Annotated in this window: 14 protein-coding genes; 4 read left to right on the top strand and 10 right to left on the bottom strand. The window is 64.3% G+C overall.

The window, feature by feature from the left end; genetic code table 11:
* Positions 1–5 precede the first annotated feature (5 nt).
* Positions 6–1028: a Rieske 2Fe-2S domain-containing protein gene (locus BBTA_RS05945; protein WP_012041543.1), complete on the top strand. Its 1023-nt coding sequence runs from the start codon at positions 6–8 to the stop codon at positions 1026–1028.
* Positions 1029–1226: 198 nt separating this feature from the next.
* On the opposite strand, the gene BBTA_RS05940 is transcribed toward BBTA_RS05945, so the two are convergent.
* From BBTA_RS05940 to BBTA_RS05895, 10 genes are all read right to left on the bottom strand, one after another.
* Complete coding sequence (locus BBTA_RS05940; protein ID WP_012041542.1) at positions 1227–1985, bottom strand: amino acid ABC transporter ATP-binding protein; 759 nt, start codon at positions 1983–1985, stop codon at positions 1227–1229.
* A 539-nt stretch (positions 1986–2524) separates the two neighbouring features.
* Positions 2525–3832 (bottom strand): FAD-binding oxidoreductase, encoded by a 1308-nt coding sequence (locus BBTA_RS05935; protein ID WP_012041541.1) that lies wholly within the window; start codon positions 3830–3832, stop codon positions 2525–2527.
* A gap of 22 nt (positions 3833–3854) precedes the next feature.
* Positions 3855–4646, bottom strand: a complete 792-nt coding sequence (locus tag BBTA_RS05930; RefSeq protein WP_041751270.1) for an amino acid ABC transporter ATP-binding protein — start codon at positions 4644–4646, stop codon at positions 3855–3857.
* A gap of 36 nt (positions 4647–4682) precedes the next feature.
* Positions 4683–5342, bottom strand: a complete 660-nt coding sequence (locus BBTA_RS05925) for an amino acid ABC transporter permease (protein ID WP_012041539.1) — start codon at positions 5340–5342, stop codon at positions 4683–4685.
* 5 nt (positions 5343–5347) lie between these two features.
* Positions 5348–6082 (bottom strand): aspartate/glutamate racemase family protein, encoded by a 735-nt coding sequence (locus BBTA_RS05920; protein WP_012041538.1) that lies wholly within the window; start codon positions 6080–6082, stop codon positions 5348–5350.
* Positions 6083–6161: 79 nt separating this feature from the next.
* Positions 6162–7013 carry a transporter substrate-binding domain-containing protein gene (locus BBTA_RS05915; RefSeq protein ID WP_041750371.1) on the bottom strand — a complete coding sequence of 284 codons (852 nt, stop codon included), beginning with the start codon at positions 7011–7013 and terminating at the stop codon, positions 6162–6164.
* Positions 7014–7079: 66 nt separating this feature from the next.
* Complete coding sequence (locus BBTA_RS05910; RefSeq protein WP_012041536.1) at positions 7080–8210, bottom strand: saccharopine dehydrogenase family protein; 1131 nt, start codon at positions 8208–8210, stop codon at positions 7080–7082.
* A gap of 12 nt (positions 8211–8222) precedes the next feature.
* Complete coding sequence (locus tag BBTA_RS05905; RefSeq protein WP_041750370.1) at positions 8223–10004, bottom strand: thiamine pyrophosphate-binding protein; 1782 nt, start codon at positions 10002–10004, stop codon at positions 8223–8225.
* Between the two features lie 190 nt (positions 10005–10194).
* Entirely contained in the window at positions 10195–10635 is a 441-nt protein-coding gene (locus tag BBTA_RS05900; protein WP_012041534.1) for an Lrp/AsnC family transcriptional regulator, read from the bottom strand.
* A 101-nt stretch (positions 10636–10736) separates the two neighbouring features.
* Positions 10737–11639, bottom strand: a complete 903-nt coding sequence (locus tag BBTA_RS05895; protein ID WP_012041533.1) for a LysR family transcriptional regulator — start codon at positions 11637–11639, stop codon at positions 10737–10739.
* A gap of 154 nt (positions 11640–11793) precedes the next feature.
* On the opposite strand from BBTA_RS05895, the gene BBTA_RS05890 reads away from it, so the two are divergent.
* From BBTA_RS05890 to BBTA_RS05880, 3 genes are read left to right on the top strand one after another with little or no spacing between them, the layout of a single operon-like run.
* On the top strand, positions 11794–13197 hold the full coding sequence (locus BBTA_RS05890; protein ID WP_041750369.1) for a VOC family protein: 1404 nt from the start codon (positions 11794–11796) through the stop codon (positions 13195–13197).
* A gap of 53 nt (positions 13198–13250) precedes the next feature.
* Positions 13251–14804: an aldehyde dehydrogenase family protein gene (locus BBTA_RS05885; RefSeq protein WP_012041531.1), complete on the top strand. Its 1554-nt coding sequence runs from the start codon at positions 13251–13253 to the stop codon at positions 14802–14804.
* A 12-nt stretch (positions 14805–14816) separates the two neighbouring features.
* Positions 14817–16046 (top strand): pyridoxal phosphate-dependent aminotransferase, encoded by a 1230-nt coding sequence (locus BBTA_RS05880; protein WP_012041530.1) that lies wholly within the window; start codon positions 14817–14819, stop codon positions 16044–16046.
* The last annotated feature ends 335 nt before the right edge of the window (positions 16047–16381 follow it).

Here is a 16381-nt window from a genome sequence, read left to right as displayed (position 1 = left end):
TCATCATGCTCAGCACCAAGCAGCCCGTGCTTCGCCGGTTCTGGTATGCGATCATGCCGATGGACCATCTCAAGGACGGTCCCAAGCCCTTCACCCTTCTGGGACAGCCGATCGTGCTGTTCCTCGACGACAAGGGCGAGCCCGCCGCGCTCGAGGACCGCTGCTGCCATCGCACCGCCAGGCTGTCGAAGGGCTGGTGCAACAATGGCCACGTGGTCTGCGGCTATCACGGCTGGGAATATGACCGCGACGGCAAGCTGGTGATGGTGCCGCAATTTCCGTTCGAGCAGCCGATCCCCGAGGCGCGGGCGCGCGCGTTCCGGGCGCGCCAGCGCTACGGCTATGTCTGGGTCGCGCTGGACGAGCCGCTCAGCGACATCCCCGACATCCCGGAGGACGGCAAGCCCGGCTACCGCCGCATCCACCAATTCTACGACACTTGGAACACCGCCGCGCTACGGCTGATGGAGAATTCGTTCGACAACGCCCACTTTGCCTTCGTGCACAAGAGCACGTTCGGCGACATCAGCCAGCCGAAGCCGGAGAAATACGAGATCGTCGAGACCGAGGAGGGTTTCGATGCCGAGACGATCATCACCGTCCGCAACCCGCCCAACGCGGCGCGGATCACCGGGACGACCGAGCCGGTCACGAAGCGCCATCAGCGCAACAAATGGTTCATGCCGTTCTGCCGGCGGCTCGACATGGAGTATCCGTCCGGCATTCGCCACATCATCTTCAATTGCGCGACACCGATCGCGGACGGCCGCATCCAGGTGGTGCAGCTGCTGTTCCGCAACGACACCGAGGCGGACTGCTCGACGCAGGAGCTGATCGACTGGGATGCGGCGATCATCGCCGAGGATCGCGAGATGCTGGAATCGACCGATCCCGACGCGATCGTCGACATGAGCCGGAAGATCGAGATGCACATGCCCTCGGACCGTCCCGGCATGATCATGCGCAAGCGGCTGCTGGACCTGCTGCGCGCCCACGATGAAGACGAGATTCCCGCCGGCGCGGCGTGACCATCAGACCGCCTGCTCGGCGGGCCCGCTCGGCGGCGAAGCGCAGCCAAGAACCGCTGTGCTTGCTTGCGTCGTCGATGACTGCGATCACGCGCGACGGAGCGACCGCAAGCCGGACGACCATCCGGCGCCGATCACCGCAACCCGCAACGCAGCGCCAGGCCGGGTCATCATTCGATCCTGTCGCCGGTCGTCAGGTCATGGGCTCACGGCTGCCGTCGTCCGGCCGCCGCTGTGGAAGTGGCTGAGGATGGTTCGCGTCGCCGGCTGACGCGGCGCATCGATGACCTGCGCGGCCGGCCCCTCCTCCACGACGACGCCGTCGCGCATGAACACGACGGTATCGGCGACCTCGCGCGCGAACGCCATCTCGTGGGTCACGAGCACCATGGTCATGCCTTCAGCGGCGAGCTGGCGGACCACCGCCAGGACCTCGCCGACCAGCTCCGGATCGAGCGCGGAGGTCGCCTCGTCGAACAGCATCACCTCCGGCTTCATCGCCAAAGCGCGCGCGATCGCCACGCGCTGCTTCTGGCCACCTGACAGCTTGTCCGGCGCGACATCGGCCTTGTCCTTCAACCCGACCTTCTCCAGCAGCTTGAGCGCGGCGTCGCGCGCCGCCCCGCGCTCGACCTTCTGCACCGTGACCGGCCCCTCCATCACGTTCTGGACGGCGGACATATGCGGGAACAGGTTGAAGTTCTGGAACACCATGCCGGTGCGGGCGCGGAAGGCCACGAGCTCCTTGTCGGCCGGCAGCTTGTGGCCGTTGGTGAAATCCATCATGCGCTGATCCACCCGGATGACGCCGCTGTCCGGGATCGTCAGCAGATTGAGGCATCTCAGCAAGGTTGACTTGCCGGACCCGCTCGGACCGATCAGCGCGACCACGCCGCCACGCGGCACGCTGAGCGAAATGTCCTTGAGCACGCTGACCGCGCCGAACGACTTCTTCACCCTTTCTCCTTGTGCCTTTTGTTGATGAGCCGCCGAGCGGCTCGGCGTTTCCGCTGTCTCGACGATGGGACAGGGCGTCACTCGCGACGACCACGGACGCGCGATCGGCATCACTGGCGATGACGGTCGATTTGCATGCCGGTCGTGCCGGCGCGCCGACCTCGTCTTCGATGTCGGCTGCTAATGAGTAGCGACGATGAGCTGGCAGTGACCAGTTCCAAATGGCGAGACACGGATCGTGCTGATCGCTGAGGTCGAGGACATCATCCGCGGGCGTTCAACTGGAGACAGCCGTGTGGGAGGCATTCACGCTGAGCGAGCCGGTGTCCGCAGAGGTTATGACTTCGCCGCAGAAGATGGCAGTTCTCGCGCTGGGCACAAACGAAAACTCCCGCAGCCGAGTCGGCTACGGGAGTGTCGTTGGTTGCGGGGAGGCGCAACCAACGATACCGACATTCACTTGCGCCAGCGGTCTGACGGCAGTCGACCGCGTTCATCCCCCGGAATCGAAAGCACAGTTGCACGCCCATGGCGCAGCTTCATGTGGCTCCCGATGCCATCCGCCACCTCGAGCGGCTAAATCGCGATACGGCGAACGGCCTGATATCGACCGGCGCGTCCTTGCCCGCAACGAGATCGGCAATGATGCGTCCCGTGATCGGGCCCGATGCCAGGCCGACATGTCCATGGCCGAAGGCGTGGAAGATATCGGGAGATACAGAGGACGCTCCGATAACCGGACGGCCATCCGGCGTCGAGGGCCGATGCCCCATCCAGCGCTCGACTTTCAGGCGCTCGCGTGGCCCCAGCGCCGGATAGGTCTTCAGCGCGTGTTGGACGAGGATCTCGACGCGACTCCAATCCGGCTCGGCATCGACATGCGTGAGCTCGACCTGGCCTGCGAGCCGCAGGCCGGCAGCGGTCGGCGTGTTGGCCATTCGTCCATCGCTCGGCATGATCGGAAATCGCGGGCCGGCCTGCGGTGACGCAATCACGCCGTGGTAGCCGCGCTCGCTCACGAGCATGACGCGATCGCCGGCGGCACGCGCGAGCGCCTTGGAGCGGATGCCGCCGCAGATCACCGCTCGGTCGCAGTCGACCTGGCCTCGATCGGTCGTCACCGCCTTGAGACGGCCGTTTGCCAGCACGAAGCCGTCGGCGTGCGCGCGGACGAGAACCCCGCCTCGCGCACACACGGCCTGCACGATCGCAGCTACATAGGCGCCGGGGTCGGCGCAATACGCGCCGTCCTCGACCAGGACGCCGAAGCGATAGCCGGGACTGAGATCCGGCTCGCGGCGCCGCAGTTCCTCAGATTCGAGCTCGCGCCATTGCAGCCCGTTGTCCTTTCGAAGTCGCCAGGCGAGACCTTCCTCCTCGAACGCCTCGCGATCGCGATAAGCATAGAGCAGGCCGGTGCGACGGATCAGATCGGGCCGTCCGATCTCCTCCGCCAACAGGGCATGGCGCTGCGGACCATCGCCCAGGATCGATGCGAGCACGCCCGCCGTATGCTCGACCTTCTGACCGGTCCAACCGGCTGCAAGGAAGCGCAACAGCCACGGCGCCAGCGAAGGCAACGCGGTCCAACGCAGCACCAGCGGTCCGCTCGGATCGAGCAGATAGCCCGGCACCTTGCGCCAGAGACCGGGCATCGACATCGGGATGATCGACGCGGGGCTGATCCAGGCACCGTTTCCATAGCTCGCCGCCTGGGGTCCGCCGGGCTCATCCGGCTCGATCAGCGTGACGGCATGTCCGACTTTGATCAGTTCCCAGGCCGTGGCGGCGCCGACGATGCCGGCGCCGATCACTGCGATGCGCAGCGGCTTCTGACTCTGTTGCATTCGAAGCTGCGTCCTTGCGTGATCACGCGTTGGCCGCGGCTGCCGGCAACCGGCCGCTATGGAAATGACTGAGGAAGGCGCGTGTCGCGGCCTCCCGCGGCGTATCGATCACCTGTCGTGCCGGCCCGTCCTCCACCACCACGCCATCGCGCATGAAGACCACAGTGTCGGCCACCTCGCGCGCGAACGCCATTTCGTGCGTCACGAGCACCATCGTCATGCCCTCAGCCGCGAGCTGGCGAACGACCGCCAGCACTTCGCCGACGAGCTCAGGATCGAGCGCCGACGTCGCTTCGTCGAACAACATCACCTCCGGCTTCATCGCCAGCGCACGGGCGATCGCGACGCGCTGCTTCTGGCCTCCGGACAGCTTGTCCGGGGCAACGTCGGCCTTGTCTCGCAATCCGACCTTGTCCAACAACGCCAGCGCCGTCTGGCGCGCCTCGTCCGGCCGAACTTTCAGGACGGTGACGGGCCCCTCCATCACGTTCCGGATGACCGACATATGCGGAAACAGGTTGAAGTTCTGGAACACCATGCCGGTTCGCGCACGAAACGCTGCGAGATCCTTGTCGCGCGGCAGTTGATGCCCGTTCGTGAAGTCCATGGTGCTTCGACCGACGCGAATGACTCCGCTTTCCGGGAGGGTCAGCAGATTGAGGCACCTGAGCAGCGTGGACTTGCCCGAGCCGCTCGGCCCGATCAGCGCAACGACGCCGCCGCGGGGCACGCGCAGGGAAATATCCTTGAGCACGCTCACCGCTCCGAAGGACTTTTTCACGTGGATGAGCTCGATCATCGCGGCATCGGACATGGGAGCATTCGCCTCGCTCGTTGACATCGGCCGACCTCAATGCGCGAGGCGCGCTTCGAGCACGCGCGCGACACGGGTCATCGGGAACAGGATGATGAAGTAGATCACAGCGATCATCGTGTAGGTCTCGAGCGGTCGGTAGGTCGCCGACGTGATCAGCTGCCCCTGATACAGCAGGTCCGGCACCGCCAGCACCGAGAGAAGCGAGGTGTTCTTCAGCTGCAGCACGGCCTGGTTGACCAGCGGCGGAATCATCCGCTTCAACGCCTGTGGCATCACGATGCGCCGCATCAGGTCGAAACGGCGCATGCCGAGGGCGCGCCCGGCGTCCCACTGGCCGGGATCGATCGACACGATGCCGCCGCGAATGATCTCCGAATAGAACGCGCCGCCATAGAGGCTCAGCGAGATGAAGGCCGCCACCGCGGGCGACAGCTCGACGCCGATCAGAACCGGGAGCGCGTAGTAGATCCACACCAGCTGAACCAGCACCGGCGTACAGCGGAAGATCTCGACCAGCATCACCAGCGGTGACGAGATCAGCCGTATGTTGGACAGGCTTGCGATCGCCACGATGCAGCCGACGATGAATCCGGCGACGGCGGTGAGAATGGTGAAGCCGATCGTATAGGCCGTGCCGACGCCGATCAGCTTGCTGTATTGCAGAAGGAAGCCGAAGCTCCACTCGTAATGCATCTCGCCTATCCCATACCAAATGATTGCGAATAGGCGGTCTGGGTCAGTCCCGAATAGAACCAGCGCCCGAGTGTAATGACATCGTAGACCGGCAATCCGAATTCACGCGACACCTCGGCGGAAAACGGCGGCAGATTGGTACATTCGAACACGATGGCACCGATGTTCGGATGACCGGAGAGAAGTGCCTGGACGGCCGCGAAGACGTCGCGCCGCAGCCATTCGCGATCATAAGGGCGATCGCCTTCGATATGCGCGCGCAACGCCCCGTCTGGAGGAAGTCCGACCCGCGGCGTGCCAGGATCGGCGCCGACGGCAACGAAGTGTCTCTCCGTCAGGGCCTTCGCATCGTAGGTGACGACGCCCGCTCGGCGGCCGGCCGAAAGGCAGCGCTCGACGATAGGTAATTGCAGAAGGCTGGAGGTTGCGAGCGGCAGCTTCATCCGCGCGGAAAGCTCGCGCTGTCGGGCAGCCAGAAAGCCGCACGACGTCGTGAGTCCGATGGCGCCCTCCGCATGCAGCTCGTCACCGGCTTTGACGAACGCATCCATGAGGTCGGCGTCATCGCCACCGACGATCTTACGGGCGGATGCGCCTGGAACGATCTTGAAGATCACATCGAACGGCCAGCTTGCGGAATGGCCGACGTCCCCCGGCGGACGGTGGATCGCTGCATCGAGCATGATGATGCCGAGCGGAGGATGTCGTTCATTCTGCGTCAAGCCGTATTCCTTCAACATCGCTGCGGGCCAGCTCAGCGTGGCCCTGACACAAAACTGCCCGCGTCAGACGTGGACGCGGGCAGATCGATGGACAGCATCAGAACTGGAGACCAGGAGGAATATCCTGCTCCTGGATGTTCACCAACGAAAGACTCCCCAGGATCCATTCGCGCAACGCGCCGAGGGCACGGCTATATTCCAGCCAGTTGTCGACATAGGTGCGGAAACGGGTATCGGAATCGACACGCACTCCGCAGCAGGTCGGCTGCGCGGCCACCGGCGTCGGGATGATGACCTTGCCGACCTTCGCGTTCTTCTTGACGGTCACCAGCGACAGCATCGCGACCTGGATCAGGCAGTCGGCGCGGCCGGATTGCACCGCCAGCACAGCCTCATCCGGCGACTTGAGAGCAACCAGCGTCGCCTTCGGAAGGGTTCGCCGCGCGTAGAGATCGTGCGTAGAGCCGATGTCCACGGCCACTTTCACCTCCGGCTTGTTGAGGTCATCCCACGATTTCGGCTCGAAGCCGGACTTCGCGATGATGGTAAACGTGTTGTTCATGATCGGGCGGGTGAATTCCACGATCAGGGCCCGTGACGGCGTCGGGCTCAGTCCGAACATGATGTCGATCTTATTGGCCTGGAGATCCAGCACCGAGTTGCCCCAGGTCGACTCGATGATCTCGACCTCGGCCTCCATCGCCTTGGCGAGTTCGGTCGCCATGCTCACGCAGAAGCCCGACCATTGCCCGGTCGCGATGTCCTTGTGGTAGTAGGGCTCGGTACCGACGATACCGGCAATCCGAAGCTTCTTGGTCCGGCGAATTTGCGCGAACGTGCTCTCCGGTTGCGACTGCGCGAGGGCCGGCGATGCGACCGAGCCAGCTGCGAGTGCGGCCGCGGCTGCGCCAAGTCCCACGAGCGATCCGATGTCGCGACGATTAACCATTCTCAAACTCCCCCTGTAGGTGTTGAACTCAGGACGTCGCGCGTCGATACCGCGGACAAGACACATTCATGCAGCTCTCTTGCTAGCAAAGCGAGCGGCAAAGTCACCCGTTTCGGAGCTGCGGGCCTCCCTGGCCAGCCGGCTGCCTTCACGGGTGGACAGGAAGTCCGACAGGCTCGCATCCTCCTGGCGCACAAAGCCCTTCGCCGGAAGCTTGCCCGCGAGAAACAGCTCGACCATCGCGACACAGCCCGCGGCCGTCGTCAGTTGGATGGCCCCGAGCTCGGGCCGGCCATCGTAGCGCAGGACGATGCTGTCCTCCTCCATGCGGCCGTTACGCTCGCCGATGCCGGTGACGAAGATCACGACGACGTCCTTGTGCGTGAACGGGGCGGCGCGGTTGAGAATGCGGCGCATCGTTTCCCGGTCGTCAGCAAGCCCCAGACCCTGCAGCAGCAGCTTCATGATCTCGGCATGCCCGGGGTAGCGCAAGGTCTTGTAGCTCATGTCGCGAACCTTGCCCGCCAGGGTCTCCGTCAAGGTGCCGAGGCCGCCCGAGGTGTTGAAGGCCTCGTAGGCGACGCCGTCGATCATCACGCCCTCGACCCCCTCCAGCGCGGGTACCGCAATCGGCTTGCCGTCGAAAACGATCTCGCACGGATTGCAGTACTCGTTGATCAGGCCATCGATGGACCAGGTCACGTTGTAACGCAAGGCATTGGTCGGATAGAGCGGCAGCGCGCCGACGCGCATCTTGATGGTTCTCACGCTATCGAACCGCGATGCCATCTCGGCCCCGAGCACGCAGATGAAACCCGGCGCCAGGCCGCATTGCGGCGCAAACATCACGTCGGCGCCCGCTGCAAGGTCCTTGATGTAGGCGGTCGTGGCGACGTCCTCGGTCAGGTCGAAATAGTGTGTCCCGGTCTCCGCGGCGATCTGCGCAATGCCACGGTTGAGAAAATACGGACATGCGCTGACGACGATCTCCTGCTCCTTCAGAAAGGCGCGGAGGGCAGCTAGGTCTCCGGCATCCACCACTTTGGTAGCGAAGATGCGTCCGACACTCAAGCCGAGCTGCGCGTCCGATGCGTCCGCCAGCGTCACCTTGTGCCCCTGCTCCGCGAGCATGCCGGCGATCACGGCACCGATCTGCCCGGCACCGAGAACAGCGATGTTTTTCGACGATTGAGCCATTTCGAACCCCTCCTAGAGAGCAGCCTGAACGCCGACGGCCGCCGGATCGGCCCCGACCTTCTTGAGCCATGAGAATACCGGCGGCAGGCGATCGGCGATGGATTCCACCGCAACGTCGATGAAGACCGGCTCGTTCAGCTCGAACGCCTCGCGCAACGCGGCCTCCAGTTGCGCCGGCGTTTCGACCCGGAAGCTGCGGATGCCATAGACGGACGCGAGCCGGCTCATGTCGTATTTGCCGAAGTCGACGCTGAACGTCGGGTCGTTGACCGGTACGGCAGGGCTATGCTCGGACGCCTTGCGCGCACGATCACGGTCGACGACCCGCTGCAGGGCCTTGATCCAGCCGAAGCAGGCATTGTTGAAATGGATCAGGACTGCCGGAACTTGCAGGCGCGAAAGCGTCTCCAACTCGCCGGCCGACATGCCGAGCGAGCCGTCGCCGAACAGGCCAACAGGCCTCAGATGGGGAGCCGCGAAGTAGGCACCGATCACCGCCGGAATGGCGTATCCAAGTCCGCCGTAGAAGCGCGGGATCACGAGCTTGGACTGCGGATCGCGCAGGCGAAGAAAACGCGTGGCATAGGGTGTCGGCGTACCGGCATCAGACACCACGTTGCAGGGCATCGGCAGGCAACGGTTGAGCGTTTCAATCACCCGCTCGGGCCGCAGCGGCACCTCGTCGCTTTGCAGATGCGGCGCCATCACATCCCAGAAGTCGGCGCGACGGCTGTTGATCTCGTCGACCCATGCAGCGGTCACCGACGCATGATCGGCGGGCGCCTTGGCGATCAAGGCCTCCACGACCGCACGCGCATCACCCACCAGCGGAAAATCGATGGCGTAGGTATTGCCGATGACTTCCGGCTCGAGATCGACTTGAACGATCCTGGTCTCTCCGTTCGGGACCGGCCACTGCCAATTCATGGTGGCGACCGACCCCATGCGGCAGCCGACATAGATCACGAGATCGGCACGGCCGAGCGCCCATACCGCGTGCGGATGAAAGCCGTTGTCGCCGATGATTCCGATCCCGAGCTTGTGGTCGTCGCGAATGACGCCCTGCCCGGTGATCGTGGTGACGACGGGAATGCCGAGACGCTCGGCAAAGGCGGTGATCGCCTCCGCCGCTGCAGACCGATTGGCTCCGCCGCCCGCAACGATCAGCGGACGCTCGGCGGCGAGAATCGCGTTCAGCGCGCTGTCGAGATCGGCGTCGGCGGGCCTGCTCCTATAGGACGGCGCCTGCCGGCATTGCGGCTCGACATGCAACGACACGCCCTCGCTGGGCAGGTCCTGGTAGAGAATATCCTCTGGCAGCGCGAGGACGACGGCGCCGGGCCGGCCGCCGGTGGCCTCGCGAAAGGCGCGGCGCACGACCTCTGGAAGCTTTCGCACATGAGCAAGCGTCTCGGCCCGCTTGCTGATCGGCTTGAACAGATCCTGGACGGGCAGCTCGGTCAGCGTGCCGCGCCCGACGCCCGGCTGCGGGATGTCGTTGACCAGCAGAATGAGGGGCACCGACGATTTGTTGGCTTCAGCGACGCCGGGCAGACCGTAGAGCGCACCGGCCCCGCTCGGCACCTCCGCAACCCCAGGCTTGCCAGACAGGCGCGCATAGCAGTCCGCCATGAACACCGCCGAACGTTCGTCACGGCACAGAATGTGGCGAGGCGCGCCCTTCGTCATTCTGAGAGCCTCATAGAGCGCGACATTGGTATCGCCCGGGACGCCGAAGATGACGTCGACGCCATATCCGGACAGCATGCTCACGAGCGCGGTTGCACCGTTCATTTTCAAATGCTCCTTGTTCTCAGTTGTTATTCAGGAGCATAGGCGCGGCATAAATATCCAAACCGCCGGCTATAGGAAGAATATAATTGCAAACCGCTGGACTAAGACTCGTTTCGACGGGAAACGAGACATCTTGCTAACAATCGAAGCGAGAAGAACGACAACGAGGCAGGATTTGCCCAGGCATTGTTCACCTTTCGAATTTCCTGGCGAGAAGAATCGACGACGTGGTGCGTCGAACACCATCCATCTCGGCGATCCAGTCGATGATTTCGTCGAGATGCGCCGACGTCGCGCAGTTGATCTTGACGAACAGATCGAACGGGCCGCTCAGCGTGTAGCAGTCCACGACTTCAGATTTCTTCCGCAGCGCGGCAATGACGTTGCCCTGCTGCCTGACCTCCAGCTCGATCAGGATGATCGCCGAGATCGAGGTCACATGCGCCTGCTTGCCCAGGATCGCAGTGTAGCCGGCGATTGTTCCGTCCTTTTCCAATCTTGCCAATCGCCCCTGCGCGGTCGCCCGGGACACGCCGAGCGCCTTCGCAAGATCGGAAATCGAGGTCCGCGCGTTGGACATCAGGATGTTGATGAGGTCCTGATCCTTCCTGGCGTCCGCGGGGCGGGCCATATCTTACCTCTTCGAATTGATCGTTTCTGAGCAAAACGAAGGGAAATTATTACGTTCTGGCCAAAACGGTCCAGCACTTCTTCCAGTCAACCCCTGCCTGTCTATCGATCAGGCGCGGTCACCGCGATGAGCCACTCCCGGAACGCGCGAAGCGGCGGATAGGCTGCACGCTCCGATGGCCAGACCAGATAGTAGCGCTCCGGGCTCTCCATCGGCAGATTGATGGCGCGGACCAGCTTGCGGCTCGCAAGCTCCTCCTCGATCAGGAATGTCGGCAACAAGGCGACGCCCAGGCCCGCCATCGCCGCCTGCGCCGCGGTCGCAAACTGATCGAACACCATTCCCTGGGCTGCCCTGGCTGCGACGTCGTGCATCGCAAACCAGCGCGTCCAGGCCTGGGCCCGGGTCGAGATGCTAAGCAGCGGCGCCCGCCTGAGATCGTCGGCGGCACGAAAGCGATACTCCCGTTTCAGGCCGGGACTACACGCCGGGATGACCTGCTCGGAGCGCAGCAGGGCCATTTCTGCGCCCGGCCATTCCGCCTGGCCGAAATGGATGGCAGCATCCAGGGCTTCCGCGCCGAAATCGAAATAGGACAGCCGCGTCGCAAGGTTGATCGTGATCCCGGGATTGGCCGCGAGGAATTGCGGCAGCCGCGGCGCCAGCCAGCGCGTCCCGAATGTCGGGAGAATGCCGAGATTGAGCGTTCCCCCACCCGGATTAGCCCGCAAGTTCAACGAGGCGGAGCTGATCTTGTGGAGCGCGTCGCGGATCTCGCGCGCATAGGACGCTCCGGCGGAGGTGAGCCGCACCGTCTGGCGTTCGCGAATGAATAGCTCGGCCTCGAGCTGCTGCTCTAGGATCTTGATCTGCCGGCTGACCGCGCTCTGTGTCAGCTGGAGCTCCTGCGCCGCCATCGTCATGCTGCCGGTGCGGGCCGTCGCCTCGAAGGCGGCGAGGACTGCGGTAGAGGGCAGGAAGCGGCGCGGTGTCTGGATGCTCATCGGGTCATTCCAATTCAGAATGATCTTCTGAGCAATCATTGTTTGAACCGGCCCCAGCGACAAGTCTAATCTGCAGATGTCATGATTAAATTGCATGACTGAGCGATCAGGGCCTCGCACGATCAGGCTGGTCCGGCCCCACTGGAGATCTCCGATGCGAGCACTGCACGCGGACGCCGACAACATCCGCACCTTGTTTTCGCGCGCCATGTCGGACATGTACCGCGCCGAGGTGCCGCAATACGGAACGCTGATGGAGTTGGTCAGCGAGGTCAATCGGGCGACCTTGCAACAGAGCGAGCAGTTGCGCGAGAGCCTCGAGCGGAGCGACGAACTCGAGCGATTGAGCCTCGAGCGTCACGGCGCGATCCGCCTGGGACGCCCGGAGGAGTTGTTCAACGTGCGCCGCGTGTTTGCCGTGATGGGCATGCACCCGGTCGGCTACTACGACCTGTCGGCCGCGGGCGTGCCGGTGCATGCGACGGCGTTTCGCCCGATCGACGATGCGGCTCTGCGCCGCAATCCGTTTCGGGTCTTCACCTCGCTGCTGCGCCTGGAGCTGATCGAGGACGACGCGCTCCGCGCGGCAGCCCAGCGAATCCTCGGCGAGCGCAGCATCTTCACGCCGCGCACCCTCGAGCTCGTGGAGGTGTTCGAGACGCAGGGTTACCTGACCGTCGCGCAGGCCGAGGAGTTCGTCGGCGAAGCGCTGGAGACCTTCCGCTGGCACAGCGAGGCCACGGTCAGCCTCGACGTCTACCAGCAGCTGCATGATGCACATCGGCTGATTGCCGACGTGGTGAGCTTCAGGGGTCCCCACATCAATCATCTGACACCGCGCACGCTCGACATCGACGCTGTCCAGGCCGGAATGCCCGGACGCGGCATCGCGCCGAAGGCCGTCATCGAGGGCCCGCCGCGCCGCGGCTGCCCAATCCTGCTGCGCCAGACCAGCTTCAAGGCGCTGGAGGAACCGATCATCTTCATGCGGGACGACGGCACATCGGCGCCCGGAACACATACTGCGCGCTTCGGCGAGATCGAACAACGCGGCGTGGCCCTGACGCCGAAAGGGCGCGCGCTCTACGACGCGCTGCTTGCGTCGGCGCGCGAAACCGACGGTATCGAAGCAAGCACGCGCAGCTACTCCGAGAGACTGGCCGAACGCTTTGCGGCGTTTCCCGATGATTGGGCAACGCTACGACAGGAAGGCCTGGCCTTCTTCCGCTATTCGGCGACCGAGGCCGGGGCTGGATCGGGCCAAGCTTGGACGTCCTCCGTCGATGATCTGATTGCCGAGGGGCTGCTGCGCTTCGATCCGATCATCTACGAGGATTTTCTCCCGGTGAGCGCTGCCGGCATCTTCCAGTCGAATCTCGGCTCCGAGGATCAGAGAACCTACGCGTCCAACGCCAGCCGGTCCGCATTCGAGGCCGCCCTTGGCGCCAAGGTTTGCGATGACATGGAGCTGTACGCGAGGGCGGAGCAGGAATCGCTGCAGCAGGCTCTGCTACAGCTGAAATCACCGCATTTCGGACGCACGGCGATCGCCCGTTAGCCGCGGGCTGATCGCGACAACTCTTCGCATCCACCGTTTAAAGGCCGTTTGCCATGACCGATACGCCGTCCCGTTCCATCACATCGCTCGCCGACGAAGTGGACGCATTGCTTGCCAGGCTCGGCGTCGAGCCCGGCCGGCATAAGGGCGGCACGCTGGTCGCGCGGACCCCGATCACCGGCGAGATCACCGGACGCGTGCACGAGGTCAGCGCCGCGCAGGCGGCCGTCGAGATCGACAAGGCGCACGCCGCCTTTCTGGAATGGCGGCAGGTCCCTGCGCCGAAGCGCGGTGAGCTCGTGCGGCTGCTCGGCGAGGAGCTGCGCGCCAACAAGGAGGCGCTCGGCCGGCTGGTCTCGATCGAGGTCGGCAAGATCGCCTCGGAGGGTCTGGGCGAGGTCCAGGAGATGATCGACATCTGCGACTTCGCCGTCGGCCTGTCGCGCCAGCTCTATGGCCTGACCATCGCTACCGAGCGCAGCGAGCACCGCATGATGGAGATATGGCATCCGCTCGGTGTGACCGGCATCATCTCCGCGTTCAATTTCCCGGTGGCCGTGTGGTGCTGGAATGCGGCGCTGGCCTTGGTGTGCGGCAACAGCATCGTCTGGAAGCCGTCGGAGAAGACGCCGCTGACTGCGCTCGCCACCGAGGCGCTGTTCGCGCGCGCGCTCGAGCGCTTCAAGCAGGCGGGCGGACCGGCTCCGGATGCGCTGTCCGTGGTGCTCTTCGGCGGACGTGACATCGGAGAGATTCTGGTCGATCACACCAAGGTCCCGCTGGTCTCGGCCACCGGCTCGACCGCGATGGGCCGCGCGGTCGGCCCGCGGCTCGCCAATCGATTTGCGCGGGCGATCCTGGAGCTCGGCGGCAACAACGCTGCGATCGTAACACCGACGGCAGACCTCGACCTGACGCTGCGCGGTGTTGCGTTCGCTGCGATGGGCACCGCCGGCCAGCGCTGTACGACGCTCCGGCGTCTCTTCGTGCACGAGACCGTCTACGACACCTTCGTGCCGCGCCTGAAGCGCGCCTATCAGAGCGTGACGATCGGCGATCCGCTCCAGGCGGGCGCTCTCGTGGGGCCGCTGATCGACCATGGCGCTTATTCGAGCATGCAGAAGGCGCTCGATGCGGCGCGTGCCGTTGGCGGCCACGTGCTCGGCGGCGAGCGCGTTGCGCTGGCGGGAGCCGACGAGGCCTATTATGTGCGCCCGGCGCTGGTCGAGATGTCCACGCAGACCGGTCCCGTCAGGCACGAAACCTTCGCGCCCATCCTCTACGTGATGACCTATCGCGATCTCGACGCGGTGCTCGAGCTGCACAATGACGTCCCACAGGGGCTGTCGTCCTCGATCTTCACCAACGATCTGCGCGAGGCGGAAACCTTCCTGTCGGCGCGCGGATCCGACTGCGGAATCGCGAACGTGAACATCGGCCCCTCCGGCGCCGAGATCGGCGGCGCGTTCGGTGGCGAGAAGGAGACTGGTGGCGGACGCGAATCTGGGTCGGACGCCTGGAAGGCCTATATGCGGCGCGCGACCAACACCATCAACTTCGGACGCACGCTGCCGCTCGCCCAGGGCGTCAAGTTCGACCTCGCCTGAGAGGAGCGGCCCGTGAACGTGCTCGCCAAACAACCGTCTCCGTTCAAGCCGGCGCAGCGGCTGTCCGCGATCGGCGTGTCGGAGATACTGAAAGTCACCGGGCTCGCCGCGCAGATGAAGAGAGAGGGCCAAAATGTCATCATCCTCGGCGCGGGCGAGCCGGACTTCGACACGCCCGAGCCGATCAAGGACGCCGCTGCGCGGGCGATGCGCGATGGCGCCACCAAGTACACCGCTCTCGACGGCTCGCCCGAGCTGAAGGCCGCCATTCGCGCCAAGTTCAAGCGCGACAACGGCCTCGACTTCGCGCAGGACGAGATCACCGTTTCGGCCGGCGCCAAGCAGGTGCTGTTCAACGCCATGATGGCAACGCTCGATCCCGGCGATGAAGTCATCATCCCCACGCCATTCTGGGTGACCTATGCCGACATCGTGGCGATCGCGGGCGGGACGCCGGTTCTCGTGCCGTGCTCGGAAGCCAATGGCTTTCGGCTGTCGCCCGAGGATCTCGCGCGCGCCATCACGCCTCGCACCCGCTGGCTCATGCTGAACTCGCCGTCGAATCCGTCGGGAGCCGCATACTCGGAACATCAATACCGGCCGATCCTCGACGTTCTGCTGAAACATCCCTCCGTTTGGCTCATGGTCGACGACATCTACGAGCACATCGTCTACGACGGCTTTCGCTTCGTCACGCCAGTCGCCATCGAGCCGGCGCTGCGCAACCGCACCCTGACGGTGAATGGCGTCTCCAAAGCCTATGCGATGACCGGCTGGCGCATCGGCTATGGCGCGGGCCCCAGCGCGCTGATCAAGGCCATGGCCGTCGTGCAGAGCCAATCGACCTCCTGCCCCTCGTCCATCAGTCAGGCCGCCGCAATCGAGGCGCTGACAGGACCGCAGGATGTCATCGCCGACCGCTGCCGGTCGTTTCAGCAGCGGCGCGACCTCGTCGTCGACGCGTTGAACAGCATCGAAGGCATCAGCTGCTGCGTCCCAGAAGGCGCCTTCTATACGTTCGCGAGTTGTGCAGGCCTCATCGGCAGGACCACGCCGGATGGCCGCGTTGTGGAAGATGATACAGTGTTCGCAGACTATCTTCTGCGCGCCGCCGGCGTTGCCGTCATCCCGGGTTCGGCCTTCGGCCTCGCGCCCTATTTCCGGATCTCCTACGCCACCTCAGCGGCCGAGCTTCGCGACGCCTGCCAGCGCATCGCTGCCGCGGCGGCTCGACTATTGTAGATTGCGCCGAACGTTTGTGAGCCGCTCGCATTTCACCCATTTTCTTGCGCAGATACTGACGCAAGGAGATATCGCGTTGCATGAGCGACGAACTGGTTACACAGTTCGCCCCAGCTTGTGACCTTTTGCCGCGATCGCCTCTAATTCGCGCCGGCTTTTTGTAGCCCACAGCTTGCGGGCCTCCTCACCTTTGTCGCTGCGGAGCTTATCGGCTAGGGGAGCAAAAACCAAAACTCCCGCAGCCGAGGCGGCTACGGGAGTGTCGTTGGTTGCGGGGATAGGATTTGAACCTATGACCTTCAGGTTATGAGTACGATGATTGCTCATTCCCGCCT

It is taken from the genome of Bradyrhizobium sp. BTAi1, assembly GCF_000015165.1.
Taxonomy (GTDB): Bacteria; Pseudomonadota; Alphaproteobacteria; order Rhizobiales; family Xanthobacteraceae; genus Bradyrhizobium; species Bradyrhizobium denitrificans.
Note: the sequence above shows the minus strand (reverse complement) of the source record. Positions and strands in the feature narration are given on the sequence as shown.